The sequence below is a fragment of the Bradyrhizobium sp. SZCCHNRI3043 genome (assembly GCF_032377735.1).
In the GTDB taxonomy this organism is placed as follows: Bacteria; Pseudomonadota; Alphaproteobacteria; order Rhizobiales; family Xanthobacteraceae; genus Bradyrhizobium.
This window is the reverse complement of the sequence record NZ_JAUHID010000016.1, coordinates 96034-119597: the sequence shown is the minus strand read 5'-3', so window position 1 is coordinate 119597 and position 23564 is coordinate 96034. Positions and strand designations below refer to the sequence as shown.

The 23564-nt window shown below is 64.5% G+C and carries 23 protein-coding genes and 1 tRNA gene; 14 read left to right on the top strand and 10 right to left on the bottom strand.

From position 1 onward, the window contains the following. Nucleotides 1-4: 4 nt before the first annotated feature. On the bottom strand, nt 5-466 hold the full coding sequence (locus QX124_RS25475; protein WP_315741240.1) for a MarR family transcriptional regulator: 462 nt from the start codon (nt 464-466) through the stop codon (nt 5-7). 171 nt (nt 467-637) lie between these two features. Here QX124_RS25475 and QX124_RS25470 point away from each other — a divergent pair, with 171 nt between their 5' ends. The 10 genes from QX124_RS25470 (at nt 638) to QX124_RS25425 (ending at nt 9634) form a co-directional block, all read left to right on the top strand. Beyond that, complete coding sequence (locus tag QX124_RS25470; protein WP_315741241.1) at nt 638-1063, top strand: organic hydroperoxide resistance protein; 426 nt, start codon at nt 638-640, stop codon at nt 1061-1063. Nucleotides 1064-1214: 151 nt separating this feature from the next. Beyond that, on the top strand, nt 1215-2417 hold the full coding sequence (locus tag QX124_RS25465; RefSeq protein ID WP_315798613.1) for a CaiB/BaiF CoA-transferase family protein: 1203 nt from the start codon (nt 1215-1217) through the stop codon (nt 2415-2417). 210 nt (nt 2418-2627) lie between these two features. Next, nucleotides 2628-3947 (top strand): sn-glycerol-3-phosphate ABC transporter substrate-binding protein UgpB, encoded by a 1320-nt coding sequence (ugpB, locus tag QX124_RS25460; protein ID WP_315758162.1) that lies wholly within the window; start codon nt 2628-2630, stop codon nt 3945-3947. A gap of 49 nt (nt 3948-3996) precedes the next feature. After that, the gene (gene ugpA / locus QX124_RS25455; protein ID WP_315741244.1) at nt 3997-4878 is read left to right on the top strand and encodes a sn-glycerol-3-phosphate ABC transporter permease UgpA; all 882 of its coding nucleotides are present in this window, start codon (nt 3997-3999) and stop codon (nt 4876-4878) included. Further along, entirely contained in the window at nt 4878-5726 is an 849-nt protein-coding gene (ugpE, locus tag QX124_RS25450; RefSeq protein WP_315758163.1) for a sn-glycerol-3-phosphate ABC transporter permease UgpE, read from the top strand. The genes ugpA and ugpE overlap by 1 nt, the downstream gene beginning before the upstream one ends. 111 nt (nt 5727-5837) lie before the next feature. After that, the gene (locus QX124_RS25445) at nt 5838-6917 is read left to right on the top strand and encodes a sn-glycerol-3-phosphate import ATP-binding protein UgpC (RefSeq protein ID WP_315758164.1); all 1080 of its coding nucleotides are present in this window, start codon (nt 5838-5840) and stop codon (nt 6915-6917) included. A gap of 134 nt (nt 6918-7051) precedes the next feature. After that, nucleotides 7052-7477, top strand: a complete 426-nt coding sequence (locus QX124_RS25440; RefSeq protein ID WP_006613108.1) for an Hsp20 family protein — start codon at nt 7052-7054, stop codon at nt 7475-7477. 58 nt (nt 7478-7535) lie between these two features. After that, nucleotides 7536-7799, top strand: a complete 264-nt coding sequence (locus QX124_RS25435) for a DUF1150 family protein (RefSeq protein ID WP_009026315.1) — start codon at nt 7536-7538, stop codon at nt 7797-7799. A 143-nt stretch (nt 7800-7942) separates the two neighbouring features. After that, the gene (locus QX124_RS25430; protein WP_315798612.1) at nt 7943-8449 is read left to right on the top strand and encodes a GNAT family N-acetyltransferase; all 507 of its coding nucleotides are present in this window, start codon (nt 7943-7945) and stop codon (nt 8447-8449) included. A gap of 186 nt (nt 8450-8635) precedes the next feature. After that, nucleotides 8636-9634 carry a sulfotransferase domain-containing protein gene (locus QX124_RS25425; RefSeq protein WP_315798611.1) on the top strand — a complete coding sequence of 333 codons (999 nt, stop codon included), beginning with the start codon at nt 8636-8638 and terminating at the stop codon, nt 9632-9634. Here the strand turns inward: QX124_RS25425 and ptsN are convergent. From ptsN to QX124_RS25390, 7 genes are all read right to left on the bottom strand, one after another. Beyond that, nucleotides 9595-10056 (bottom strand): PTS IIA-like nitrogen regulatory protein PtsN, encoded by a 462-nt coding sequence (ptsN, locus tag QX124_RS25420; protein WP_315716874.1) that lies wholly within the window; start codon nt 10054-10056, stop codon nt 9595-9597. The two genes, QX124_RS25425 and ptsN, sit on opposite strands and share 40 nt — an antisense overlap. A gap of 328 nt (nt 10057-10384) precedes the next feature. Next, entirely contained in the window at nt 10385-10987 is a 603-nt protein-coding gene (hpf, locus tag QX124_RS25415) for a ribosome hibernation-promoting factor, HPF/YfiA family (RefSeq protein ID WP_315741249.1), read from the bottom strand. Nucleotides 10988-11059: 72 nt separating this feature from the next. Next, nucleotides 11060-12697, bottom strand: coding sequence for an RNA polymerase factor sigma-54 (gene rpoN / locus QX124_RS25410; RefSeq protein ID WP_315741250.1), 1638 nt, complete (start codon nt 12695-12697; stop codon nt 11060-11062). A 212-nt stretch (nt 12698-12909) separates the two neighbouring features. Beyond that, the gene (gene lptB / locus QX124_RS25405; protein ID WP_315784894.1) at nt 12910-13920 is read right to left on the bottom strand and encodes an LPS export ABC transporter ATP-binding protein; all 1011 of its coding nucleotides are present in this window, start codon (nt 13918-13920) and stop codon (nt 12910-12912) included. 352 nt (nt 13921-14272) lie between these two features. Further along, nucleotides 14273-14965, bottom strand: a complete 693-nt coding sequence (locus QX124_RS25400) for an LptA/OstA family protein (protein ID WP_315798610.1) — start codon at nt 14963-14965, stop codon at nt 14273-14275. Between the two features lie 4 nt (nt 14966-14969). After that, nucleotides 14970-15671: an LPS export ABC transporter periplasmic protein LptC gene (lptC, locus tag QX124_RS25395; protein ID WP_315716868.1), complete on the bottom strand. Its 702-nt coding sequence runs from the start codon at nt 15669-15671 to the stop codon at nt 14970-14972. A gap of 159 nt (nt 15672-15830) precedes the next feature. Then, nucleotides 15831-16445, bottom strand: coding sequence for a ribonuclease D (locus QX124_RS25390; RefSeq protein ID WP_315741253.1), 615 nt, complete (start codon nt 16443-16445; stop codon nt 15831-15833). A 467-nt stretch (nt 16446-16912) separates the two neighbouring features. Between QX124_RS25390 and QX124_RS25385 the strand changes: the two genes are divergently transcribed. From QX124_RS25385 to QX124_RS25375, 3 genes are all read left to right on the top strand, one after another. Then, entirely contained in the window at nt 16913-17884 is a 972-nt protein-coding gene (locus QX124_RS25385) for a TRAP transporter substrate-binding protein (RefSeq protein WP_315798609.1), read from the top strand. A gap of 75 nt (nt 17885-17959) precedes the next feature. Then, on the top strand, nt 17960-18505 hold the full coding sequence (locus QX124_RS25380) for a TRAP transporter small permease (RefSeq protein WP_315741255.1): 546 nt from the start codon (nt 17960-17962) through the stop codon (nt 18503-18505). Beyond that, on the top strand, nt 18496-19788 hold the full coding sequence (locus QX124_RS25375) for a TRAP transporter large permease (protein WP_315741256.1): 1293 nt from the start codon (nt 18496-18498) through the stop codon (nt 19786-19788). The genes QX124_RS25380 and QX124_RS25375 overlap by 10 nt, the downstream gene beginning before the upstream one ends. 697 nt (nt 19789-20485) lie before the next feature. On the opposite strand, the gene QX124_RS25370 is transcribed toward QX124_RS25375, so the two are convergent. Beyond that, nucleotides 20486-21121, bottom strand: a complete 636-nt coding sequence (locus tag QX124_RS25370; protein WP_315798608.1) for a hypothetical protein — start codon at nt 21119-21121, stop codon at nt 20486-20488. A gap of 1159 nt (nt 21122-22280) precedes the next feature. After that, nucleotides 22281-22367, bottom strand: a tRNA-Leu gene (locus tag QX124_RS25365). Nucleotides 22368-22589: 222 nt separating this feature from the next. Here QX124_RS25365 and QX124_RS25360 point away from each other — a divergent pair. After that, the gene (locus QX124_RS25360) at nt 22590-23558 is read left to right on the top strand and encodes a complex I NDUFA9 subunit family protein (RefSeq protein WP_315716856.1); all 969 of its coding nucleotides are present in this window, start codon (nt 22590-22592) and stop codon (nt 23556-23558) included. Nucleotides 23559-23564: the final 6 nt, after the last annotated feature.

Genomic DNA, 23564 nt, shown 5'->3' with positions numbered 1-23564 from the left:
GCCCTCACCCCTCCACCGCCGCATTCAAATGCTCCCGCAGGCGCACCAGCTTGCCGTGCAGGTCGGCCAGTTCCGCGAGCGAGCAGCCCGTCGCATCCAGGATCGCGGGCGGCACGATCGACCTTGCCTTGTCGCGTAGTCCCGCGCCCTGGGCGGTGAGGGTGACGATCACCTGACGCTCGTCCTCGGCCGATCGTGTCCGCCTGATGAAATGCAGCGCCTCCATCCGCTTCAGCAGCGGCGTCAGCGTGCCGGAATCCAGGAATAGCCGCTCGCCGATCTCCTTCACCGACAGGCCGTCGCGCTCCCACAGCACCAGCATCACCAGATATTGCGGATAGGTGAGGCCGAGACGGTCGAGCAAAGGCTTGTAGACCCGGTTGAAGGCATGGGCGGTTGAATAGACGGCGAAGCAGAGCTGGTTGCCGAGCTGGAGCGGCAGGTCTGCCGCGGACTTCTTTCGCATCGAGGTCACCACAGGTCGATCCTATCGGCATCTTGAGCCCGCACGCCTCGGGTCGACAACGGGCCCGGCGCCCCGATCACGAATTTTCTACCGAACAATTATATTGTTCACAATTTAATTGTGTGCAATATGGTTCCACTGAATTCGTCCATCCAACCCGGGAGACACCCCATGTCCGTGAACGTGCTCTACAAGACCAGCGCCAAGGCGACCGGCGGCCGCGACGGCGAAGCCGCGACCCTCGACGGCTCGCTCAAGGTCAAGCTCTCCACCCCGAAGGAGCTCGGCGGCGGCGGTGGCGCCGGCAACAATCCGGAGCAGTTGTTCGCGGCCGGCTATGCGGCCTGCTTCATCGGCGCGATGAAGTTTGTCGGCTCGCAGGGCGGCCCGAAGGTTCCCGCCGACACGTCGGTGACCTCGACCGTCGGCATCGGCCCGCGTTCAGAAGGCGGCTTCGGCATCACCGTCGAGCTCGCGGTGTCGCTGCCCGGCCTCGCCAAGGCCGACGCCGAGGCTCTGGTCGCCAAGGCGCACGAGGTGTGCCCCTATTCCAACGCCACGCGCGGCAATGTCGATGTCAAGCTGACCGTCGTCTGAGGCTGAATTCCGCCCTGCGGCAGCGTTTTCCCGCGTCCGCCGCAGGGCAGGCCTCGCGTTTTCGCGACGGCGCCATTCGGCGAGCCGCGTTTGCACCAGCGCCGCAGCAATGCTTAATGGCCGCGAGCTGAAACCAACCTCGCGACATCCGATGACACCCCAATTTGCTCCCGGCGCCATGGCCGGACTGCGCGTGATCGATCTGACGCGCGTGCTCGGCGGGCCCTACTGCACACAGATCCTGGCCGATCACGGCGCCGACGTGATCAAGGTCGAACCGCCGGCCGGCGACGAGGTCCGCGACTGGGGCCCTCCCTTCCACGACGAAGACGCTGCCTATTTCGTCGGGATCAACCGCAACAAGCGTTCGATCGGCCTCGATCTCGCTTCCGAGGGTGGCCGCGTCGTGCTGATGCGGATGCTCGAGACCGCCGACGTGCTGATCGAGAACTTCAAGCCCGGCACCTTGGAGAAGTGGGGCATCGGCAGCGACACACTGCGCGAGAAATTCCCGAAGCTGGTGCACTGCCGCATCTGCGGCTTCGGCGCCGACGGTCCGCGCGGCGGCAATCCCGGCTATGACGCGATCATCCAGGCGATGACCGGCATGATCGCCGCGACCGGCTCGTCGCAGAGCGGACCGATGCGGATCGGCGTGCCGCTGGTCGACATCACCACCGGACTCTATGCCGCGATCGGCATCCTGATGGCGCTGTCGGAACGGCAGCGCTCTGGGCTCGGCCAGTTCCTCGAGGTCACGCTGTATGAGACCGGCCTCGCGATCATGCATCCGCATACCGCAAACTACTTCATGCACGGCAAGCCGCCGTCGCTGACCGGCAACGAGCATCCGAACCTCGTTCCCTACGCGATCTTCCCGACCAAGACGGACGATATCTTCATCGGCGTCGGCAATGACGGCACCTTCCGCAAGCTCGCCAAGGAGATCGGCCGGCCGGAGCTCGGCACCGATCCGCGCTTCGCCCGCAACAAGGATCGCGTCGCCAATCGCGAGGCGCTGCGCGCCGAGCTCGCCGCCGTCTTCAGCCAATTCGAGGCGGAGCCGCTGTGCGACCGGCTGCTCGCGGCCGGCCTGCCGGCGGGACCCGTGCAGAAGATCGACCAGGCGCTGACCAATCCGCACACGATCTACCGCGGCGATGTCATCGAAAAGGACTGGTACAAGGGCGTCGCGTCGCCGATCCGGCTCGAACGCACCAAGCCGACCCTGCGCTCCACGCCGCCGAAGTTCAGCCAGCATGCGCAGGAGGTGCTCAGCGAGTTCGGCTATTCGGAGCACGAGATCCAGGCCCTGCTGTCCCAGGGCACGGTGTGCGCCGAGCGCAAGCGCTGAAGCGCCATCAGCCTGTCGTCTCCCCACGCTAGCGTCGCCTGGGGCATCGCCCCGGCGCCGCGCTGTCTCGCGCAAGTCGCGGCATTCCGCCGCGAAGCCGCGACGAACGCGCTTTCCGCTGACGGTCCAACCGGTTATACATTCACAAAACTGTCATCTCGCGCTGCTACGGCCGCGACGCCGATGACGTTCCATGGGAGGTATTTTTTAATGTCACTTCGACAATTCTGGACCGCCGCCGCTGCGGCAGCCACGCTGGTCCTTGGCGCCGCCGCACCCGCACATGCGGTGACGGAGATTCAGTGGTGGCACGCGATGACCGGCGCCAACAATGACGTCATCGTCAAGCTCGCCAACGATTTCAACACCTCGCAGACCGACTACAAGGTCGTTCCGACCTACAAGGGCAACTACGCCGACACGATGAATGCCGGCATTGCCGCCTTCCGCGCCGGCAATGCGCCGCATATCATGCAGGTGTTCGAGGTCGGGACCGCCACGATGATGGCCGCCACCGGCGCCGTGAAGCCGGTCTACAAGCTGATGCAGGACGCCAGCGAGAAGTTCGATCCCAAGAGCTACCTGCCGGCCATCACCGGCTACTATTCGACCTCGAAGGGCGAAATGCTCTCCTTCCCCTTCAACTCCTCGTCCACCGTCATGTGGGTCAATCTCGACGAGCTGAAGAAGGTCAACGCCGAGATCCCGAAGACCTGGCCCGAGCTGTTCGAGACCGCCAAGAAGCTGAAGGCGGCCGGCCATCCGACCTGCGGCTTCTCCGGCTCGTGGGTCACCTGGGTCAATCTCGAGCAGCTCTCCGCCTGGCACAACGTGCCGCTCGCCAGCAAGGCGAACGGTCTCGACGGCTTCGACACCGTGCTGGAGTTCAACGGTCCGCTGCAGGTGAAGCATCTCGAAAACCTGGTCGAGCTGCAGAAGGACAAGACCTACGACTATGCCGGCCGCACCAACACCGGCGAGGGCCGCTTCACCTCGGGCGAATGCCCGATCTACCTGACCTCGTCGGCGTTCTTCGGCAACGTCAAGGCGCAGGCCAAGTTCGCCTTCACCGCTGCGCCGATGCCCTATTATCCCGACGCCAAGGGCGCACCGCAGAACTCGATCATCGGCGGCGCCTCGCTCTGGGTGATGGGCGGCAAGAGCGCGGACGAATACAAGGGCGTGGCGAAGTTCCTGACCTTCCTCTCGGACACCGATCGTCAGGTCTATATCCACAAGGCCTCGGGCTATCTGCCGATCACCAAGGCGGCCTACGCGAAGGCCAAGGCCGAGGGCTTCTACAAGGATCAGCCCTACCTGGAGACGCCGCTGCTCGAATTGACCAACAAGGAGCCGACGGAGAATTCCCGCGGCCTGCGTCTTGGCAACATGGTGCAACTGCGTGACGTCTGGTCGGAGGAGATCGAGCAGGCTCTGGCCGGCAAGAAGACCGCCAAGCAGGCGCTGGACGCCGCGGTCGAGCGCGGCAACCAGATGCTGCGCCAGTTCGAAAAGACGGCCGTGAAGTGAGGCCAAGAGCCGGCAGGCCACCCGCGGCCTGCCGGCTCGCCGACCGACCATGCAGAAGAACGCCATCTTCCAATCAAAACTGCTGCCGTTCGTGCTGGTCGCTCCCCAGCTCGCGATCGTGCTGATTTTCTTCTATTGGCCCGCGATCCAGGCCGTCATCCAGTCGTTCCTGCTGCAGGACGCGTTCGGCCTGTCCACGAGCTTCGTCTGGTTCGAGAACTACGCCGACCTGCTCAGTCAGCCGGACTATTTTCAAGCCATTCTCCGCACCTTCGGCTTCTCCTTCGCCATCGCACTCTCGTCGCTCTCGGTCGCGCTGCTGCTCGCGGTCATGGCGGACAAGCCGCTGCGCGGCGTCACGCTGTACCGGACGCTGCTGATCTGGCCCTACGCGGTCGCGCCGCCGGTGGTGGGCGTGCTCTGGATCTTCATGCTGCATCCGTCGCTCGGCGTGATCTCGCGCTATCTGCGCGCGATGGGCATCGACTGGAATCCGCTGCTCGACGGCGACCAGGCGGCGTTGCAGATCATCCTCGCGGCCGCCTGGAAGCAGATCTCCTACAACTTCCTGTTCTTCCTCGCCGGGCTGCAGAGCATCCCCCGCAGCGTGCTCGAGGCCGCCGCGATCGACGGCGCGCGGCCGATGCGGCGGTTCTGGACCGTGACCTTCCCGCTGCTGTCGCCGACCATCTTTTTCCTGCTGGTGATCAACATCGTCTACGCCTTCTTCGAGACGTTCGGCATCATCGACACGATGACCCGTGGCGGCCCGGGCAAGTCCACCGAGACGCTGGTCTACAAGGTCTACACGGACGGCCTGCTCGGCGGCAATCTCGGCTCGTCGGCCGCACAATCCGTCGTTCTGATGGTCATCGTCATCGTGCTGACGGCGATCCAGTTCCGCTTCGTCGAGCGCAAGGTGACCTACTGATGGTCGAGCAAGAAGGCATTCGACGCTACGTCGCGCACGCCATCCTGTGGATCGGAATCGCGATCGTGGCGTTCCCGGTGTATCTCGCGTTCGTCGCCTCGACGCAGGACAATGCGGTCATCGCCAACGGGCAGATGTCGCTGCTGCCGGGCGGGCACTTCCTGTCGACCTACTATCAGACCATCTTCGTCGGCACGAGCGGCTCGACCCGCGAGCCGGTGGCGACCATGCTGCTGAACTCGCTGGTCATGGCGCTGCTGATCGCCGTCGGCAAGATTGCGATCTCGATCATCTCGGCCTATGCGGTCGTCTACTTCCGCTTCCCGTTCCGCATGCCGATCTTCTGGCTGATCTTCATCACCCTCATGCTGCCGGTCGAGGTGCGCATCTATCCGACCTACAAGATCGTCGCCGACCTGCACATGCTCGACAGCTATGCGGGGCTCGCGCTGCCGCTGATCGCGTCCGCCACCGCCACGCTGCTGTTCCGCCAGTTCTTCATGACCGTGCCGGATGAGCTCCTGGAGGCATCCCGCATCGACGGCGCCGGGCCGCTCCGCTTCTTCTGGGACACCCTGCTGCCGCTGTCGCGCACCAACATGGCGGCGCTGTTCGTGATCCTGTTCATCCTCGGCTGGAATCAATATCTCTGGCCGCTGCTGATCACCACGCGCGACGACATGCAGACCATCCAGATCGGCATCCGCAAGATGATCACGACGACCGACGCGCTGACGGAGTGGCCGGTCGTCATGGCGACCGCCGTGCTCGCGATGCTGCCGCCGGTGTTCGTCGTCGTCGTCATGCAGCGCCTGTTCGTCAAGGGGCTGGTGGAGACGGAAAAGTGACGAGGGGGCGAATAGCGAATGGCGAGTGGCGAACAGGGATGTTCGCGCAACGGCTCGCTTCGTCCCCCTTCCCTCTTCGCCACTCCCCATTCGCTATTCGCTAGGTAACCCATGGCCAACGTCACACTCCGCAACGTCCGCAAGGTCTATCCCGGCGGCTTCGAAGCCATCAAAGGCGTCGATGTCGATGTCGGCGATGGTCAGTTCTGCGTGCTGGTCGGGCCGTCGGGCTGCGGCAAATCCACCCTGCTGCGGATGGTCGCGGGGCTCGAGACGATCACGTCGGGCGAGATCGACATCGGCGGCCGCATTGTCAATGCCATCGAGCCTGCCGATCGCGACATCGCGATGGTGTTCCAGAACTATGCGCTCTATCCGCACATGACCGTCTATAACAACATGGCCTACGGCCTGCGCAATCGCGGCATGGCGGAGAAGGAGATCAGGACGCGCGTCGAGGACGCAGCGCGCATTCTCGAGCTCGGCTCCATGCTCGAGCGGAAGCCGCGGCAGCTGTCCGGGGGCCAGCGCCAGCGCGTGGCGATGGGCCGCGCCATCGTGCGCCAACCCAAGGTGTTCCTGTTCGACGAGCCGCTGTCCAACCTCGACGCCAAGCTGCGCATCGCGATGCGGGTCGAGATCCGCAAATTGCAGCGCCGGCTCAACACCACCGCGATCTACGTCACCCACGACCAGCTCGAGGCCATGACGCTCGCCGACATCCTGGTGGTGATGAACGGCGGCAAGGTCGAGCAGATCGGCAATCCGCTCGACATCTATCAGAAGCCCGCGACCACCTTCGTCGCGTCCTTCATCGGCGCACCGCCGATGAACCTGATGCCGACCGATGGCGTGCGCGCCCAGTTGCACGGCGCCGACGCGGTTCCCGCAGAGGCGGGCCAGCTCGGCATCCGGCCTGAGGATTTCCAGCTCGGCGACACCGTTCCGGCGGGCGGGGTCGGGCTCGACCTCCGCGTCGAGGCGATCGAGCATGTTGGCGCCGAGACCTATGTCTATGGCGCGCGCCAGGATATGGGCAGCGATGACCGGCTCACCGCGACCGCCAACGACATCATCGTGCGGCTGCCGGGCACCGCCGCGCCGGAGATCGGCGCGCGGATCCGCGCCGTGGCGCCGCGGGCCAAGCTGCATCTGTTCTCGGCCGACGGCCGGCAGCGGCTGTCCGTTTAAACCCTTCCACAGGCTGGCCGTTCCGGCGCATTCGGGGTGCTTGAACGCGCCCCGGATCGTGCCCATATTGCTGCTCAAGGGGTGCCGTCAGGGCCCTGATACATCAAAGTCGCTTCGAGAGGACTTTGTAAACCATGTCTCGTGTTCCTTCGCTCTCCAGTCCGTTCCTGCTGGGCTTCGACGAGATCGAGCGCGTGCTCGACCGCGTCGTCAAAGGTGCCGACGGTTATCCGCCCTACAATATCGAGCGGTTCGAGCGCACCAATGGCCAGCCCGAGCGTCTGCGGATCACGCTGGCGGTGGCGGGTTTTACCCGCGACCAACTCGATGTCACCATTGAGGAAAACCAGCTCGTCATCCGCGGCCGGCAGCAGGACGACAAGACCAGGCAATACATTCATCGCGGCATCGCCGCGCGCCACTTCCAGCGCACCTTCGTGCTGGCGGAGGGAATGCATGTGCTCGGTGCGGACCTGAAGAACGGGTTGTTGTCGGTCGATCTGGCCAGGCCGGAGCCTGAGCGGATCGTTAAGACAATCGCTATCAATGAACACGAATAATGGTTTGATGGAACGAGTAGCGGACTCGACCGCTTGAGTCTCAGAAGGAGTCGAGACCATGACTGAAGGTAATGTCGCGTCGGAATCCCCCGTCTCCCTGGAGTCACTGGCGACCCTGGGCGAGGGCCACATCGCTTATGTGAAGCAGATCCGCTCCGAAGACGTACCGGGACTGTTTCCGCAGGCGCCGCACATCGCGCCGGGACTGAAGCTGTTCGCCTTGCATGCCGCCGACGGCACGCCGATCATGCTTACCGACAGCCGCGAAGCAGCGATTGCGAATGCGTGGAGCCACGAACTCCAGGCCGTGAGCGTCCACTGACGCAAAGGCCGAGCCGCAGCGCTTGCAGCGACCGCTCTCGTGAGACTCGATGCTCATGAGGAGCACGCGGCTCACGGACTGACACGAGGGCGGTCCCCGGAAACGGGGACGGCCCGTTTTTCTGCCCGGAACGATCGCCGCGCATGACCTTGCTGACAACACCCATGAGCGCGGCCGGGTTGCGTGCAGATCCTGCGCTCGCGGACGCACTGCTCGCGCTCAACAACGCGCATGCCTCCGAGCTGTCGTGGCTCACGCCCGAAACGTTCATGCAGCTGCTCGATCAGGCATGGCGGGCCTGGCGGATTGGCGAGGCCGATGCGCTGATGATCGCGCTGGACCACGCCGCCGCCTATGACAATCCCAATCACCGCTGGTTTCGCGCGCGCTACGATCGGTTCATCTATGTCGACCGCATCGTGGTGGCGCCGGCCGCCCGCGGCCGGGGCCTGGCGCGGCAGCTCTATGAGGAGCTGATTCGGGAAGCGACCGCAGCGGGCCACGACCGCATCGTCTGCGAGGTCAATCTGGATCCGCCCAATCCGCAGTCGGACGCGTTTCATGCTGCGCTCGGCTTCGCGCCGCTGGCGGCGGCCAGCATCCATGGCGGCGCCAAGACGGTGCGCTACCTGGCGAGATCATTGCGATAGCCGGGGAAGGACGAAGCGGCTGCCGAAGTGCTTTTGAGAAAATTGTTTCCGTCGATGTCCGTAACGGTCGATTTGACAACCGGATACAATCCGACCCGGTTTAAGGCGAAGGTGTCCAATCCTTAAGTTGTCCCTGTTGCGGCACGCGCTAGTCCGCTGTGTGACGAGCATGTGTAGGGATGGCAAATGCATGGATCACGGCTTGATGCAGGCGTCTTTCGAGAACTTGCACTCGGGACCCTACCCAACCGACACGTCTTTCTTGGCAGTCCTCCGCCGGGGCCGAGCCCTTACTACGTCATCTGCAACAGCGTGCCGAAAGCGGGGACGTACCTGCTGGTCGAACTCGTCAGAGCGCTGGGCGGTCATGTCGATGTCGGCTATCACACCTACACGTCATCGATCAGCAAGCTGAATCCGGACGGTTCGCTCGACTACGGACGCGCGCTTCCGGCCCCGCTCTGGGCGTCGGCCCTGCGCTCCGGCTACTCCTGCGCCTCGCACACCGAGTATTGTCCCTATCTCGAGCAATATCTCCTGGGCAGACCGGAACACAAGATGCTGTTCATCGTCCGCGACCCCCGCGACATCGTCGTGAGCTGGGTCGACTTCGTCTACCACTCGGCGGCTTACCCGAAGATGCGGAAGTGGAACGCCTATCTGCGGTCGGCCGGATCGGCCGCCCACCCCGATGACGCCTCCCGAATCACATCGACCCTCCTCTCTTTGCCCCGATCGGGCATCAAAAAGTTCATGAGCTGGCTGGACTCGCCAGCCTGCCTGACCGTGAAGTTCGAAGAGCTCTATTCAGAGCTCGCGATCGACGATGTGGCGCGGTCGTCGTTTCCTGTCCTTAACCGCATCTGCGACTACCTGGGACTTCCGCGCAAGACGGCCGCGGAGCTCGATGTGCTCGGCCGCGGCCTGACGTCATCGGGACGCGGCCGGAAGGTCGGCATCTACAAGGAGCGAATGATGCCGCATCATTTCGACCTGCTCCGCAGCGAGGCATTCCAGGAGCTCGTCGTCGAGTTCGGCTACGAGCCGACGCCGTTGCACACGCCCGCGCGGACGAACGGGTTCGGTGCCGCGCGGAGGCTCGTCAGCAGGCTTTCTCGGTCGTTGCAGGGCGGCGCGATACGACGTCAGGCCGCGGAAGCGGGCGGCAGCGCCAGCACCGAATAGATCGCCTGGGCGTCGCGCGAGGCGCGGAGCTTCTTGGCGACATCCTGGTCGCGGAGCAGGCGGGCGATCCGCGCCAGGGCCTTCAGATGGTCGGCACCGGCGCCTTCCGGCGCCAGCAGCAGGAACACGAGATCGACCGGCTGGCCGTCCATGGCTTCGAAATCGATCGGCCGCTCCAGCCGGGCGAACAGGCCGAACAGCTTCTCCAGCTTCGGCAGCTTGCCGTGGGGAATCGCGACGCCGTAGCCGACGGCCGTGGTTCCGAGCTTCTCCCGCTGCAGCAGGACTTCGAACACGTTGCGCTCGTTCTGCCCGGTCAGCGCAGCCGCGCGCGCTGCCAGCTCCTGCAGCGCCTGCTTCTTACTGATGACCTTCAAAGCCGGCACGATCGCCTCGGGTGCGACCAGATCGGTAATCGGCATAGGGCGTTCCGAGGTGATTGAACCGTCAGGGTGCGAAATAGGTCGGGACAGACCGGCGTCAAGAAGCTGAGGCGGCAGGCGGGCTTAACCCGTGTCCGATGGGTGGGGCTTCTACCCCAACGCAACGGCCGTGCCAACACCCGCAAGCGTGTTCCCGCAGCCTATCCTTAAAGATCGCCGGAGCGTGGCGGCCTGAAGGCGCCAGCGCCCCAACCGCTTGATCGCATCTGTTCATTGCCGTGGCGTGACGTCGCAACCAGTCGGCCAACCGCCTGATCGGGAACCGGTTTTCGCGCCGCCGGAAGATCCCTGGAACGCATCCGCGGGACTACGGCTTCACCGCCGGCGGATCGACCCAGCCGATATTGCCGTCGGCGCGGCGGTAGATGATGTTCACCCGGCCGCTGGAGCCGTGCTGAAACACCATGCAGGGTGCCCCCGAAAGATCGAGCTCCATCACGGCTTCGGACACCGACAGGCGCTTCAACGCCGTGGTGTTCTCGGCGATGATCACCGGGCTATAGCCGGTGATCTCCTCGTCGCCCTCGGCCGGCGCCTCGATCACGTAGCTCGGCGCATCCAGCACCGCGCCGTCGAGATTGGCGAGCGCTGCATTGGCGGCATGGGATTTGCGCCCCGAGCGGTCCTTCAGCCGGCTCTTGTAGCGGCGTAGGCGCTTCTCGATCATCAAGAGCGCCTGGTCGGCGCTGGCATAGGCGTCCGGCGCGTTCGATTCGGCCTCGAGCGTGATGCCCGAATCGAGGTGCAGCGCGCAATCGGTCTTGAACCCGAAACCGTCCTTGGAGAGCGTGACATGGCCGGAATAGTTGCCGTCGAAGTATTTTCGCAAGACCTCGTCGGTGCGCTCGCTGACGCGCCCACGCAGCGCTTCGCTGACGCTGATGCTCTTTCCGGAAATCCGCAGGGTCATGTGCCGCCTCGATTCATGTGAACCAAGTATGACACTAAGCCTATTTGGTGAAGGCGCAATCTTGCGCAGCGGTCAAACTGACGCGGTATCCCGGGTGCGGTCGGCGCTGGCGGGGGCCGAGAGGGCATGCGCCAGCATGCTCTGCTTATCGCGGCGGCGCTGCACCGAGGACGGGATCCGCATCGCCTCCCGGTATTTCGCGACCGTGCGGCGGGCGATGTCGATGCCCGCGGCGCGCAGCTTCTCGACGATCGTATCATCGGAGAGAATTGCGGAGGGATCTTCCGCATCGATCAGTTGCTTGATGTGGTGACGCACGGCCTCTGCCGAATGCGCCTCGCCGCCATCGGCCGATGCGATCGAGGCGGTGAAGAAATATTTCAGCTCGAACGTGCCGCGATTGGTCGCCATGTATTTGTTGGCGGTAACGCGCGACACGGTCGATTCGTGCATCTGGATCGCATCCGCAACGGCCTTCAAGTTGAGCGGACGCAGATGCGCGACACCATGGGTGAAGAAGCCGTCCTGCTGGCGCACGATCTCGGTCGCCACTTTCAGGATCGTGCGGGCGCGCTGATCGAGCGCGCGCACCAGCCACGTCGCGTTCTGCAGGCAGTCGGTGAAGTAGGACTTGTCGCCGTCCTTTCGGATCGTCTTCGACAGCTCGGAGTAATAGACCTGATTCACGAGGACGCGCGGCAGCGTGTCGCTGTTGAGCTCGACCAGCCAGCCGCCGTCGGGACCGGGACGGACGTAGACGTCGGGCACCATGGTCTGCGTGCGCGTGGTGCCGAACTTCAGCCCCGGCTTCGGATCGAGCCTGCGGATCTCGCCGATCATGTCGACGAGGTCCTCGTCGTCGACGGCGCACAGCTTGCGAAGGGCAACGAAGTCGCGCTTCGCCAGCAGATCGAGATGCTCGACCAGCGCCTGCATCGCCGGGTCGTAGCGGTCGAGCTCGCGCAGCTGGATCGCGAGACATTCGCTCAAATTGCGCGCGCAGATGCCCGGCGGATCGAAGGTCTGCAGCACGCCGAGCACGGCATCGACGTCGGCCTGCTCGGCGCCGAGGCGGTCGGCGGCCTGGCCGAGATCGGCCGGCAGATAGCCGGCCTCGTCGACCAGATCGATCAGATACTGGCCGATCATGCGGTCCGCCGGCGCGGTGAAGGCCACCGCCGCCTGCTCGGCGAGATGATCCGACAGCGTGGTCTCGGCCGCGACGAAGGCTTCGAGATTGTAGTCCTCGTCACCGGAGGCGCCGCCGCCCCATTCGGTGTAAGTGGTCGGCGCTGCGTCCTGCGCGGTGCGCGCGGCGGCCTCAGCCGGCTCCTCGGAGAACACGTTGTCGAGCCCGGTGTCGAGCGTCTGTTCGATCTCCGTACGGGTGCCGAGATCGCGGCTCATCCAGTCTTCCTGGGCGCCCTCGAAGCTCTCGCCGCCGCCGCTCGCACCCTCGCCGAAATCGTCGCCGTTGGCTTCGCTGCCTTCCGAGAACTCGGCGCGCTCGGACATCTGCTGCTCGCCGGCGACCGGCGCTTCCGGACCGTCGCTCGCGCGCTCCAGCAGCGGATTGCGCTCCAGCTCCTCTTCGACGAACGTGGAGAGGTCGAGATTGGACAGTTGCAGCAGCTTGATCGCCTGCATCAGCTGCGGCGTCATCACCAGCGACTGCGACTGGCGGAATTCTAATCTCTGCGTCAACGCCATGGGAGCAAGAACATTCCCTTACTGGTCCAATTCTTGCTTATCCTAATCCGCGCGCGATGTACACGGCTTGACGAATAAGAAAAACGGAGTATGGCGCGCGGAGAAGACGAGGTTACCGGTCCTCGCGAACCTGCTGGAAACAGCGTTGATCGTAGCGTTTCCGCCTGATGTCGCGCAGACGACAAAAGCCGACAAACACCGCGTCCGTAATCCTACAGCCGGAATTCCTCACCGAGATACAGCCGGCGCACGTCGGGATCGGCGACGATCTCCTCCGGGCTGCCTTCGGTAAGAATCTGCCCGGCATAGACGATGTAGGCGCGGTCGGTGAGGCCGAGCGTCTCGCGGACGTTGTGGTCGGTGATCAGAACGCCGATGCCGCGATTGGTGAGGTGGCGCACCAGCTGCTGAATGTCGCCGACCGCGATCGGATCGATGCCGGCGAACGGCTCGTCGAGCAGCATGTAGTTCGGGCGCGTCGCCAGCGCGCGCGCGATCTCGACGCGGCGGCGCTCGCCGCCGGACAGCGCGATCGACGGCGACTTGCGCAGCCGCGTGATGGTGAATTCTTCCAGCAGCGCGTCGAGCTCGCGCTCGCGCTTCTTGCGCGAGGGCTCGACGACCTCGAGCACGGCGCGGATGTTCTGCTCGACGGTGAGGCCGCGGAAGATCGAGGCTTCCTGCGGCAGATAGCCGATGCCGAGCCGGGCGCGCTGATACATCGGCAGCCGCGTGACGTCATGGCCGTCGAGCTCGATGGCGCCGCGATCGGCCTTGATCAGTCCGGTGATCATGTAGAACACGGTGGTCTTGCCGGCGCCGTTCGGCCCGAGCAGGCCGACGGCCTCGCCGCGGCGGACGTAGATCGACACGCCGCGCACGACCTGGCGGCTGCCAAAGCTCTTCTCGATCGAGTGCACGGCGAGGAAGCCTGGCCGGCGCAGCAGCTGCGGGCCGCCGCTGCCATTGTTGCGCGGCTTGGCTGGCATCGGCTGCGAGGCCGGCCGCTTGCGCTGGATCTGCTCGGTGTTCTGCGGCGAGCGCGGATTGATGCGTGGCACCGTTTCGTCGCGCACGGAGTCGGCGAGCGCGGCGAGCGGATCATCGCTGTAGGAATTGCCGAACGGATCGTCCATGGCCGTGATGTCGTCGCGCCGGCGCGAGGAGCCTCGCTGGCCGCGCTTGGCGGGACGCCCACGAAACATGCCGAGTAGATCCACCATCCCCGCTTCGCTTACGCCCTTCGAGGCTGCCCGTCATCGACCGCAGCGCTGGCTCGCCCGCCCACCGCGAGCGAACGCATCTCACCTCTCGCGGATCACAGGGAGCGCGAGGCCGGCCAAAGCGCGGCAGGCCGCGCTTCGGAGTTTGTCGTCTGACGGCGAAGTCGCGGTCGCCACGCAGGCGACCGATCGCAAGATCGCAATCGTGTCCGGCATCACTCTTTCGCAGCCACGCAACGGGTTCCACGGCCTCCCGTTGCATCGGTCCTGCGACAGAACCGCCCGCTCGCTAGATAGAGGCAGCAGCGCCGCGGTTCAACTGGGCCGCCGGCGTTTTGCTAAATAATTGAAGTCACTTCGATTTGCCTGGACCGAGCTGCAGCGGCCCGGCGCCGCCCGGAGCCGAGGCCGTCGACGGGCCGCAGCCGCCGCTCGCGCCCGCGCCCGCGCCCGCCTGCGGCAGCAGCACCTGCACCCCGCGCCCGCTGTCCGATTCGACCCGCGACACGCCGGTCGTCATGTCGACCGTCAGCCGGTCGCCGCGCATCACGTTCTTGCACTGGGTCAGCACCACGCCGCCCTGCATCGAGATCATGTTGGTCTTGGTGTCGTAGACTGCGGTCTCGCCGGTCACGACCTGGTCCTTCTGCGTCACCTTGACGTCGCCGCGCGCCTCGAGACGGCGAATCGCCGAGCTGCCGTCCGGCCCGGGCGTCGCAGCCGGCGTCGCCTTGGTCGCCTTGGCACCGCCCTGCTGGGCGCCGCCGTCGTAGAACACGACCAGCGACTTCGAGGTCATGGTGGTATCGCCCTGCACGACCTTGACGTTGCCGGTGAAGGTCGCCTCCTTCTTCTTGTCGCGCATCTCCAGCGCGGCGGCCTCGATCTGGATTGGCTGGTCGCGGTTCTGGGAAAATCCCTGCAGCGCGTTCGGAACACCGGTGGTCGCGCTCTGCGCCTGCGATGAGTCGGCAAGCGCGAGCAACGCCAGCGCGGCGAAGCCGGCGCCGCGAATCGCTACGGGAATGAAACGACACGTCGTCATGAGCTCACTTCACGTTGCGGGCCGGACGGCCCGGATCGGCGCTCGCCGTCGTGGCCGGAGCGGCATTCATGTTGTCGAGGTTCATCATCACATTGCCCTCGAAGCGGATGACCTCGCCATTGTCGGTGATGCGCAGGCGGTCGGCGGAAAGTGTACCGTTGGTGAGCTTGACGTCGACGCGCTCGTCCGAGCTCACGGTGCCCTTGGCCATGTCGACCGAGGCCCGGCTCAGCCGCGCCTCGTAGCCGGTCGACGTCGTCAGCAGGATGTCCTTCGTCAGCTCGAGCTGCTGCTGCTTGGTGTCGAACACGCCGGTATTCGCCTTCAACGTCACCGTCGACTGATCCTCCATCAGCACCTTGGCACGGAGAATGTTGAGCTCGACGTGATCGGGATCGGTGAGGTCCTGCACCGCGCTCCGGGCGACGAGATCATACGGCCGCTGGTCCGGCGTGAAGCCGGTCAGATGCGGCGTCTCCATCGTGATCTTGCGGCCGGAGATGACGAGGTTGCCGGTGAGATTCGGGGTGTTGATCTCCATGTGGAACGGATTGAACAGCGCGATGCCGATCACGACCGCCATCGCCAGCCCGACCGCCGCCGGCACCGCGACCCGCAGCACGCGCACGAAGCGGCTGTGGCGCGCCGCGACCGCGAAGCGCGCCTGCAGGGTGGGATCATAGGCGGGGTTGTGGACCGAGTTCACCAGGGCTCCGACGGACACGGGATGCGCGCGAAACAGCACCCATCCTACCATGGGGGGCCCCACCATTGCAGCCTGGAACTGGCGCTAAATCGCGACGCAGGGGCCTCGCGATCATTACGAGACATTAATGATCGTGAACGCGGCTGCGATTCGCCCCCCTCAGGAATGCGCGAAGATGTCCTCAGCCTCGAATCCGCCCAGATCGAGCGTCGCCCGGTGCGGCAGGAACGCGAAGCAGGCCTGCGCCAACGCCAGCCGCCCTTCGCGCGCCAGCATCCCGTCGAGCTTTTCGCGCAGCGCATGCAGATGCAGCACGTCGGAGGCAGCATAAGCGAGCTGCGGCTCGCTGAGCTGCTCGGCGCCCCAGTCGCTCGACTGCTGCTGCTTGGAGAGATCGACATTGAGCAGCTCGCGCACGAGATCCTTCAGGCCGTGCCGATCGGTGTAGGTGCGCGCCAGCCGCGAGGCGATCTTGGTGCAATAGACCGGCTGCGGCATCACCCCGAACGCGTGAAACAGCGCCGCGACGTCGAAGCGCGCGAAGTGGAAGATTTTGGTGATGTCCGGGTTACCGAGCAGCGCCTTCAGGTTCGGCGCGTCGGTGTGCCCCTTGGGAATCTGCACCACGTCGGCCGAGCCGTCGCCGGGCGACAGCTGCACCACGCACAGCCGGTCGCGGTGCGGATTGAGCCCCATGGTCTCGGTGTCGATCGCCACCGAGGTGGTGTAGCGGGAAAGATCGGGCAGGTCGCCGCGGTGCAGGCGTACGGTCATGGCTCTCAAAACCTCGTCGAATCGAAATCGGACGCGACGGGCCGGAGCAACGCCGCGGGAAGCGCTCGGGAACCGGCTGTAGCCCGGCGCTGGTAACCAACCGGCAAACGCGCCGGGCCGGTCCGGAGATCAGCCGTGGGAATGCCAGCCCCGCCGCCCGGGCGCAAGGGCCGGACAGGGTCAGGTGATCGCATCTGAGGTGGCGCCGGCAAATGTCTCCGCGGCCGTTCGAGGCGGCGCCTTCATCATTGAGGCGGTCGACCCGCTGGTTGCATCGCGCCAGATCGCACCCAATCGATCGATGCAACTCTTGCATTGATCGATGCCGCCTTTGGCTTGGACAGAAAATGCCACTGGCCGTACGCGTGATATTGTCGCATGACTTCGCATCTGGAGTGCAGCGACCCAAGGCGGCCTGCAGCATCTGCCCAACAACAACGACATAATCAATTGAGGAGGAAGCCAAGATGAAGGCACTTACAGGTATCATTGCGGCCGCTGTGCTGGCGGTCTCGTCGCCTTTGGCGACCGCGCGCGATTTCCGCTCCGCCGATGTGCACCCCGCCGATTATCCGACCGTCGAAGCCGTCAAGTTCATGGGCAAGCAGCTCGCAGCCGCGAGCGGCGGCAAGCTTGGCGTGAAGGTGTTTCCGAACGGCGCCCTCGGCTCCGAGAAGGACACGATCGAGCAGCTCAAGATCGGCGCGCTCGACATGATGCGGATCAACTCCTCGCCGCTCAACAATTTCGTGCCGGAGACCGTCGCGCTGTGCCTGCCCTTCGTGTTCCGCGACACGCAGCATATGCGCAATGTCCTGGACGGGCCGATCGGCGACGAGATCCTGGCCGCCATGGAGCCCGCGGGCCTGGTCGGCCTGGCTTATTATGACAGCGGCGCGCGCTCGATCTACACGGTCAAGGCGCCGGTGAAGTCGCTCGCCGACCTCAGGGGCCTGAAGATCCGCGTCCAGCAGTCCGACCTCTGGGTCGGCATGATCCAGAGCCTCGGCGCCAACCCGACCCCGATGCCCTATGGCGAGGTCTACACCGCGCTCAAGACCGGCCTCGTCGACGCCGCCGAGAACAACTGGCCGTCCTACGAGTCCTCGCGTCACTTCGAGGCCGCCAAGTTCTACAACGTCACCGAGCACTCGCTGGCGCCCGAAGTCCTCGTGATGTCCAAGAAGGTCTGGGACACGCTGAGCAAGGAGGATCAGGCGATGATCCGCAAGGCGGCCAAGGAATCCGTGCCGGTCATGCGCAAGCTCTGGGACGAGCGCGAGCAGACCTCCCGCAAGGCCGTCGAGGCCGCTGGCGTCCAGGTCGTGACGATTGCCAACAAGCAGGAATTCGTCGACGCGATGAAGCCGGTGTACCGGAAGTTCGCCGGCGACGAGAAGCTCTCGAGCCTCGTCAAACGCATCCAGGACACCAAGTAAGAACCACATAAAAATAGGGACCGGGTCCGGCGTCGCCGTGCGGCGGCACCGGACTCAGGCCAGGGAGGGCCGGGAATGACAGATCCTCATGTTGGAGACCACGAGCAGCAGGAGGGACGTCCGTCGACCGGCCTGCTCTCGCGGATCAACGCCGTCATCGCGCGCGTCGGCATGTATCTGTCCGTCGCCGGCCTGCTCGTCATCGTCACCATCGTCTTCTACCAGGTGTTCGGACGCTACGTTCTCAACTCCAGCCCGACCTGGACCGAGAACCTGGCGCTGGTCCTGATCCTCTATGTCACGCTGATCGGCGCCGCCGTCGGCGTTCGCGACGCCGGCCATATCGGCATGGACAGCCTCCTCGTGATGCTGCCGGATCATATGCGGGAAAAGATCGAGCTCGTCATCCACGTGCTGGTCGCGATGTTCGGCGTCGCGATGGCCTACAACGGCTGGATCCTCGGCGCCTCCGTGGGCACCGTGAAGATCGCCAATCTCGGCCTGCCCGAAGTCGTCCGCTACGTGCCGCTGATCGCTTCGGGAATCCTGATCGTCATGTTTTCCATCGAGCACATCATGGCTCTCTTGCGCGGTGAAGAGGTCGTCCCGTCATGGAACTGATCATTCTCGGCGTCACCTTCTTCGGCTTCCTGGTCCTCGGCGTTCCCGTTGCGTTTGCGATCGGCCTCTCGGCGATCTGCACCATCCTCTATGAAGGCCTGCCGGTTGCCGTGATCTTCCAGCAGATGATGTCGGGGATGAACATCTTCTCGTTCCTCGCCATCCCGTTCTTCGTCTTCAGCGGCGAGCTGATGCTGCATGGCGGCGTCGCCGACAAGATCGTGCAGCTCGCCAAGAATCTCGTCGGTCACATCCGCGGCGGGCTCGGCATGTCGAACGTCGTCGCCTGCACGCTGTTCGGCGGGGTCTCCGGCTCTCCCGTGGCCGACGTGTCGGCGATGGGCGCGGTGATGATCCCGATGATGAAGAAGGAAGGGTTCGACACCGACTACGCCGTCAACGTCACCACCCACGCCTCGCTGGTCGGCGCCCTGATGCCGACCAGCCACAACATGATCATCTATGCGCTCGCCGCCGGCGGCAAGGTGTCGATCGGCGCGCTGATCGCCGCCGGTCTTCTTCCGGCGCTCGTGCTGATGGTCTGCATGCTGGTCGCCGCCTACGCGGTCGCCGTGAAGCGCGGCTATCCCGCGGGCAAGTTTCCCGGCTGGGCGGAGGTGTTCCGCTCGTTCGCGGCGGCGCTGCCCGGCCTCTTGATCGTCGGCATCATCCTGGCGGGCATCCTGTCCGGCGTGTTCACGGCCACCGAGTCCGCGGCCGTCGCCGTCACCTACACGATCCTGCTGACGTTCTTCATCTACCGCACCATGACCCTGCAGAACTTCCTGCGGGCTGCCGCCAAGGCCGTCAAGACCACCGGCGTGGTGCTGCTGCTGATCGGCGTGTCCACGATGTTCCAGTACCTGATGGGACTCTACGAGGTCGCCGATTTCGCCGGCGATCTGATGAGCAAGGTCTCGACGCAGCCCTGGATGATCTTCCTGCTCATCAACATCATCCTGTTCCTGCTCGGCACGTTCATGGACATGGCGGCGACGATCCTGATCTGCACCCCGATCTTCTTGCCGATCGCGATGAAGGCCGGCATGGATCCGGTGCAGTTCGGCATGCTGATGCTGATCAACTGCGCGCTCGGCCTCAACACCCCGCCGGTCGGAACCACCCAGTTCGTCGGCTGCGCCATCGGCGGCATCTCGGTCGGCGCCGTCATGCGCACCATCCTGCCGTTCTACGCCGCACTGATCGCCGCCCTGATGTTCGTGACCTACGTCCCCGCCTTCTCACTGTGGCTGCCGCGCCTGTTGATGGGCTACAAGGGATAGCTGGACTGGGCGGTCGCCGGCCTCGGCCGCGAGCCTCGGCCGGCGAACCGCCGCCTGCGATCGTTGGCGTGACAGCCACATGCTCCGCTGTCGTCCCGGACAAGCCTGCCGACGCAACGCGTCGGCGGGCGCAGATCCGGGACCCATAACCACCGAACGGAGTGGGGCACGCGGAACGTGCCGACTGCCCATTTCAGACATCACGCGGTATGGGTCCCCGCGTTCGCGGGGACGACACCGGTTATGAGTGGAAGGGTCGCGTAAGAAATTCACTACGGGATTAAGTCGATCAAGGGCGCCGGCTTCTTGCTCCAGACATTTCGTCACCTTTAGCCTATGGCTGCTCTGGAAGGTCGACCCGGCAAACACCGACTCATCATCATAGATATTCGTGCCTTTGCTGGATCAAATTCGCGATATCTAGAGCATCACCACCAGCCTATGGTGTGGCCGACGCTGGCGGCGCCAGTGATAGCAGTGATCAGGGTGGCAACGGCCACAACAACCTTATTGAAGCTGTCGAACCTGTCGCGCGAGCTCATTTCCGATCTCTCCCGTATTGGGGCCAGTAGCGCTAACCGATGCAGGCGAGCGTCAACCGCTACGGTCGGCGCTGCAACGCACCAGTAATGTGCTGATCATCATGCGGAAGTTCGGGCCTAACGTCGGGCAGGTAAGAGTAGAAAGGGCCAGAAACCTAGTTTTTGCCTTTTATGGCTGCCCACAACTTGCGGGCACGCGGCCGCACGGTACTTTCATTGGCATTGTGGCCCTTGGCCGTGAGCCACGTAAGCATGGCCTGTTCGATGTCAGCTTGCTTCTCTGGTTTCAGGTCGCCCTCGTATAGCTGTCGGCATATCTCGACCCATAGGTCATCCCACCACTCAGCCGGTGGACGACCGCCAGCTACGAGCGGAGCAACTTCAGGCTTCACGGCTTCCACCGGCAAAATCTTCTCGATCGCGGCACGATCAAACTTCACGCCGTACGCAAAGATCTGAATCTTGCTATCCAGCCAAGTGGAAAAGTCGCCGGAATCCCATTGTTGTTTTAGCGCGATCTCTCCGTGAGCCCACCAAAACGCACGGGGAATGTCCCTATCCTCGAACTGCTTCTCATTTATTTGAAGGCGTTCAGCACGAGCACGGACAAGTCCATGGTTAGCTCGCTCACAGATCCGCCGCGTTGCGATCGAAAGTTGGAGGCTCTTTAACATCTGCAAGGCGCGACTTGCGCTGATCCATTCAATTTCATCGCTCTTTGGATTCTTATGTAATTCGTCCCACTCGTCGCTGAATCTCTTTAGATTACCGTATCCGTACGCTGATGCCATTGTTATCGCTCCCTGTGCGGCAGCAAAGCCTGGACCGTCACCTGCACCAGATGTGATCTACTTCAGAACTCCAACAACATTTCAATGATATCTGCGCAGCATGATCCCCGCCAGGTGCGGCGATTGATAAACACTTCGGCTACGGCTTCATCCCGCCAGGATTGTTGTGCAATCAACCCAGATTTCTGTCACGGCAGCCCCCCGAGGGACCGACGTTTGACGGCTGCGATAATGGTTTCGAGGACTACCTGTTTGAGGCAGCCCGTCGAGTTATTATGTCGCATGCTGAAACGTTGCGCCGTCGGGCAAATCACCTTCACATTTCCGCGCGTCCCTGCTGCCGCATGAGGGGCGTTTCGCGACCGTCACGGATCGTTGGCAGTGGGATGCGATGGGCGTGTGTCGACGCAGCGTGAATGAGTTCGCGCGGACGAACGGCGAGGCACGCACGGTCAAGTCGCGCGGTCCTGATATCCCGATGCTGATATCAACTCATGTCGAAGCCTTCGCTTCGCGTGGGGATGGTGGCCAACAAGCCCGGCGCACCAGGGAGAACGCGAAGCAGCCGTTAAAACCAATCGCGCAGGGAGGGCCGGATGATCCGGCGCGTACCTGTGGTTCCTGCCGCCAGCATTTTCCTTCGCTGGCGGGCCATGGGTGCGGTCGGCACCCGGCTCTCCCTGCGCCCTCATGATTGACGGGGGCGAGACGATCTTCACAGCTCGGGCGCGGGATGCGTCGCGAGATTGAGCAGTCTTGCTCCGAGAGGGGCCACAAGCATGGTGATCGGTAGACACGCGGACGGTGCCCACCCTCCCCTGGAGGGGGAGGGTCGCCTCGCGGAGAGCGAAGCGAACCGTGAGGCGGGGTGGGGTGATCTCTCCTCTGGCACCGGCGTCCGCCGAGAGATCACCCCACCCCGCTCGCCCGCTTCGCGCGCGATCGACCCTCCCCCTCCAGGGGAGGGTGGGAGCTCGCGGCTTGCAGCAGCGGCATCACGGAAGCCTGAAGCAAAATCGTTCGCAATCTCGGAGAAACGCGTGAGGCCGATATGTCGAAGACATCGGGCCAATCGACACCGACCTCTATTCGACCGCAACGCGGGTCAGCGCGCTCGTCTGTCGGAGATCTCTTGTGCGGGGGAGGTCACCACCAAAAATGGTGCCCAGGAAAGGACTCGAACCTTCACGGCCGTTAAGCCACTGGCACCTGAAGCCAGCGCGTCTACCAATTCCGCCACCTGGGCATGGGGGCGCTGTGTACGGATCGAACGGGCGCTTGTCAAACCGCTGAACGCCCAAGATGACAATTTTTCTGAAGCCATGCGCAAAAACACGGCTCCCTTTTCCGCAGTGCGGACGATGGGCTATACAGCGGCCCAGGATGGCGGGCCGCGGGGTGCGAATCGCCGCTGACAGCTATCTCGTCCGGGGCGGACCGACCGCCCGGCAATCCCAGGGCTCATTCCATGGCATCGAATCTGGACACATTGGTTACCGTCTTCGGCGGCTCAGGCTTCGTCGGGCGCAACGTGGTCCGGGCGCTGGCCAAGCGCGACTACCGCATCCGCGTCGCGGTACGCCGGCCGGAGCTCGCCGGCCACCTGCAGCCGCTCGGCCGGGTCGGCCAGATCCACGCCGTACAGGCCAATCTGCGCTATCCCGACTCGGTCGCATCAGCGCTGCGTGACAGCCATGTCGCGATCAACCTGGTCGGCGTCCTGACCGAGAGCGGCGCGCAGACCTTCGAGGCCGTGCAGGCCGAGGGCGCCGCCACCGTGGCCAAGGCGGCCGCCGCCGCTGGCGCCCGCATGGTGCACGTCTCGGCGATCGGCGCCGACGCGGAGTCGGCATCGAGCTATGCCCGCGCCAAGGCGGCCGGCGAGGCCGCCGTGCTGGCCGCGGTGCCCGAGGCCGTGATCATGCGCCCCTCGGTCGTGTTCGGCCCCGAGGACCAGTTCACCAACCGCTTTGCGGGGCTCGCGCGGATCTCGCCGTTCCTGCCGCTGATCGGCGGCGGCGAGACGAAGATGCAGCCGGTCTATGTCGGCGACGTCGCCACCGCGGTGGCCGATGCGGTCGACGGCAAGGCGCAGCCGGGCGCGACCTACGAGCTCGGCGGGCCGGAAGTGCTGAGCTTCCGGGAGATCCTGAAAATCATCCTCGACATCACCGATCGCGACCGCGCGCTGCTGCCGCTGCCGTTCGGGCTCGCCAAGCTGCAGGCCGCAATCCTGCAGTTCGCGCCGGGGCCGCTGAAGCTGACGCCGGACCAGGTCGAGCTCTTGCGCCACGACAACGTGGTGTCGGAGGCGGCAAAGGCGGCCGGGCTGACCTTGCAGGGCCTCGGCATCACGCCGGACTCGCTCGAGGCGGTCGCCCCGCAATATCTCTGGCGCTTCCGTCCGTCCGGGCAGTTCCAGCGCAAGAACGCGTGAGGGTAT

Bases quoted from the DNA above. Each gene is read 5' to 3' on its own strand.
- QX124_RS25475 (WP_315741240.1), bottom strand. From the start codon at position 466: ATGCGAAAGAAGTCCGCGGCAGACCTGCCGCTCCAGCTCGGCAACCAG.
- QX124_RS25470 (WP_315741241.1), top strand. From the start codon at position 638: ATGTCCGTGAACGTGCTCTACAAGACCAGCGCCAAGGCGACCGGCGGC.
- QX124_RS25465 (WP_315798613.1), top strand. From the start codon at position 1,215: ATGACACCCCAATTTGCTCCCGGCGCCATGGCCGGACTGCGCGTGATC.
- ugpB (WP_315758162.1), top strand. From the start codon at position 2,628: ATGTCACTTCGACAATTCTGGACCGCCGCCGCTGCGGCAGCCACGCTG.
- ugpA (WP_315741244.1), top strand. From the start codon at position 3,997: ATGCAGAAGAACGCCATCTTCCAATCAAAACTGCTGCCGTTCGTGCTG.
- ugpE (WP_315758163.1), top strand. From the start codon at position 4,878: ATGGTCGAGCAAGAAGGCATTCGACGCTACGTCGCGCACGCCATCCTG.
- QX124_RS25445 (WP_315758164.1), top strand. From the start codon at position 5,838: ATGGCCAACGTCACACTCCGCAACGTCCGCAAGGTCTATCCCGGCGGC.
- QX124_RS25440 (WP_006613108.1), top strand. From the start codon at position 7,052: ATGTCTCGTGTTCCTTCGCTCTCCAGTCCGTTCCTGCTGGGCTTCGAC.
- QX124_RS25435 (WP_009026315.1), top strand. From the start codon at position 7,536: ATGACTGAAGGTAATGTCGCGTCGGAATCCCCCGTCTCCCTGGAGTCA.
- QX124_RS25430 (WP_315798612.1), top strand. From the start codon at position 7,943: ATGACCTTGCTGACAACACCCATGAGCGCGGCCGGGTTGCGTGCAGAT.
- QX124_RS25425 (WP_315798611.1), top strand. From the start codon at position 8,636: ATGCATGGATCACGGCTTGATGCAGGCGTCTTTCGAGAACTTGCACTC.
- ptsN (WP_315716874.1), bottom strand. From the start codon at position 10,056: ATGCCGATTACCGATCTGGTCGCACCCGAGGCGATCGTGCCGGCTTTG.
- hpf (WP_315741249.1), bottom strand. From the start codon at position 10,987: ATGACCCTGCGGATTTCCGGAAAGAGCATCAGCGTCAGCGAAGCGCTG.
- rpoN (WP_315741250.1), bottom strand. From the start codon at position 12,697: ATGGCGTTGACGCAGAGATTAGAATTCCGCCAGTCGCAGTCGCTGGTG.
- lptB (WP_315784894.1), bottom strand. From the start codon at position 13,920: ATGGTGGATCTACTCGGCATGTTTCGTGGGCGTCCCGCCAAGCGCGGC.
- QX124_RS25400 (WP_315798610.1), bottom strand. From the start codon at position 14,965: ATGACGACGTGTCGTTTCATTCCCGTAGCGATTCGCGGCGCCGGCTTC.
- QX124_RS25390 (WP_315741253.1), bottom strand. From the start codon at position 16,445: ATGACCGTACGCCTGCACCGCGGCGACCTGCCCGATCTTTCCCGCTAC.
- QX124_RS25385 (WP_315798609.1), top strand. From the start codon at position 16,913: ATGAAGGCACTTACAGGTATCATTGCGGCCGCTGTGCTGGCGGTCTCG.
- QX124_RS25380 (WP_315741255.1), top strand. From the start codon at position 17,960: ATGACAGATCCTCATGTTGGAGACCACGAGCAGCAGGAGGGACGTCCG.
- QX124_RS25375 (WP_315741256.1), top strand. From the start codon at position 18,496: ATGGAACTGATCATTCTCGGCGTCACCTTCTTCGGCTTCCTGGTCCTC.
- QX124_RS25370 (WP_315798608.1), bottom strand. From the start codon at position 21,121: ATGGCATCAGCGTACGGATACGGTAATCTAAAGAGATTCAGCGACGAG.
- QX124_RS25360 (WP_315716856.1), top strand. From the start codon at position 22,590: ATGGCATCGAATCTGGACACATTGGTTACCGTCTTCGGCGGCTCAGGC.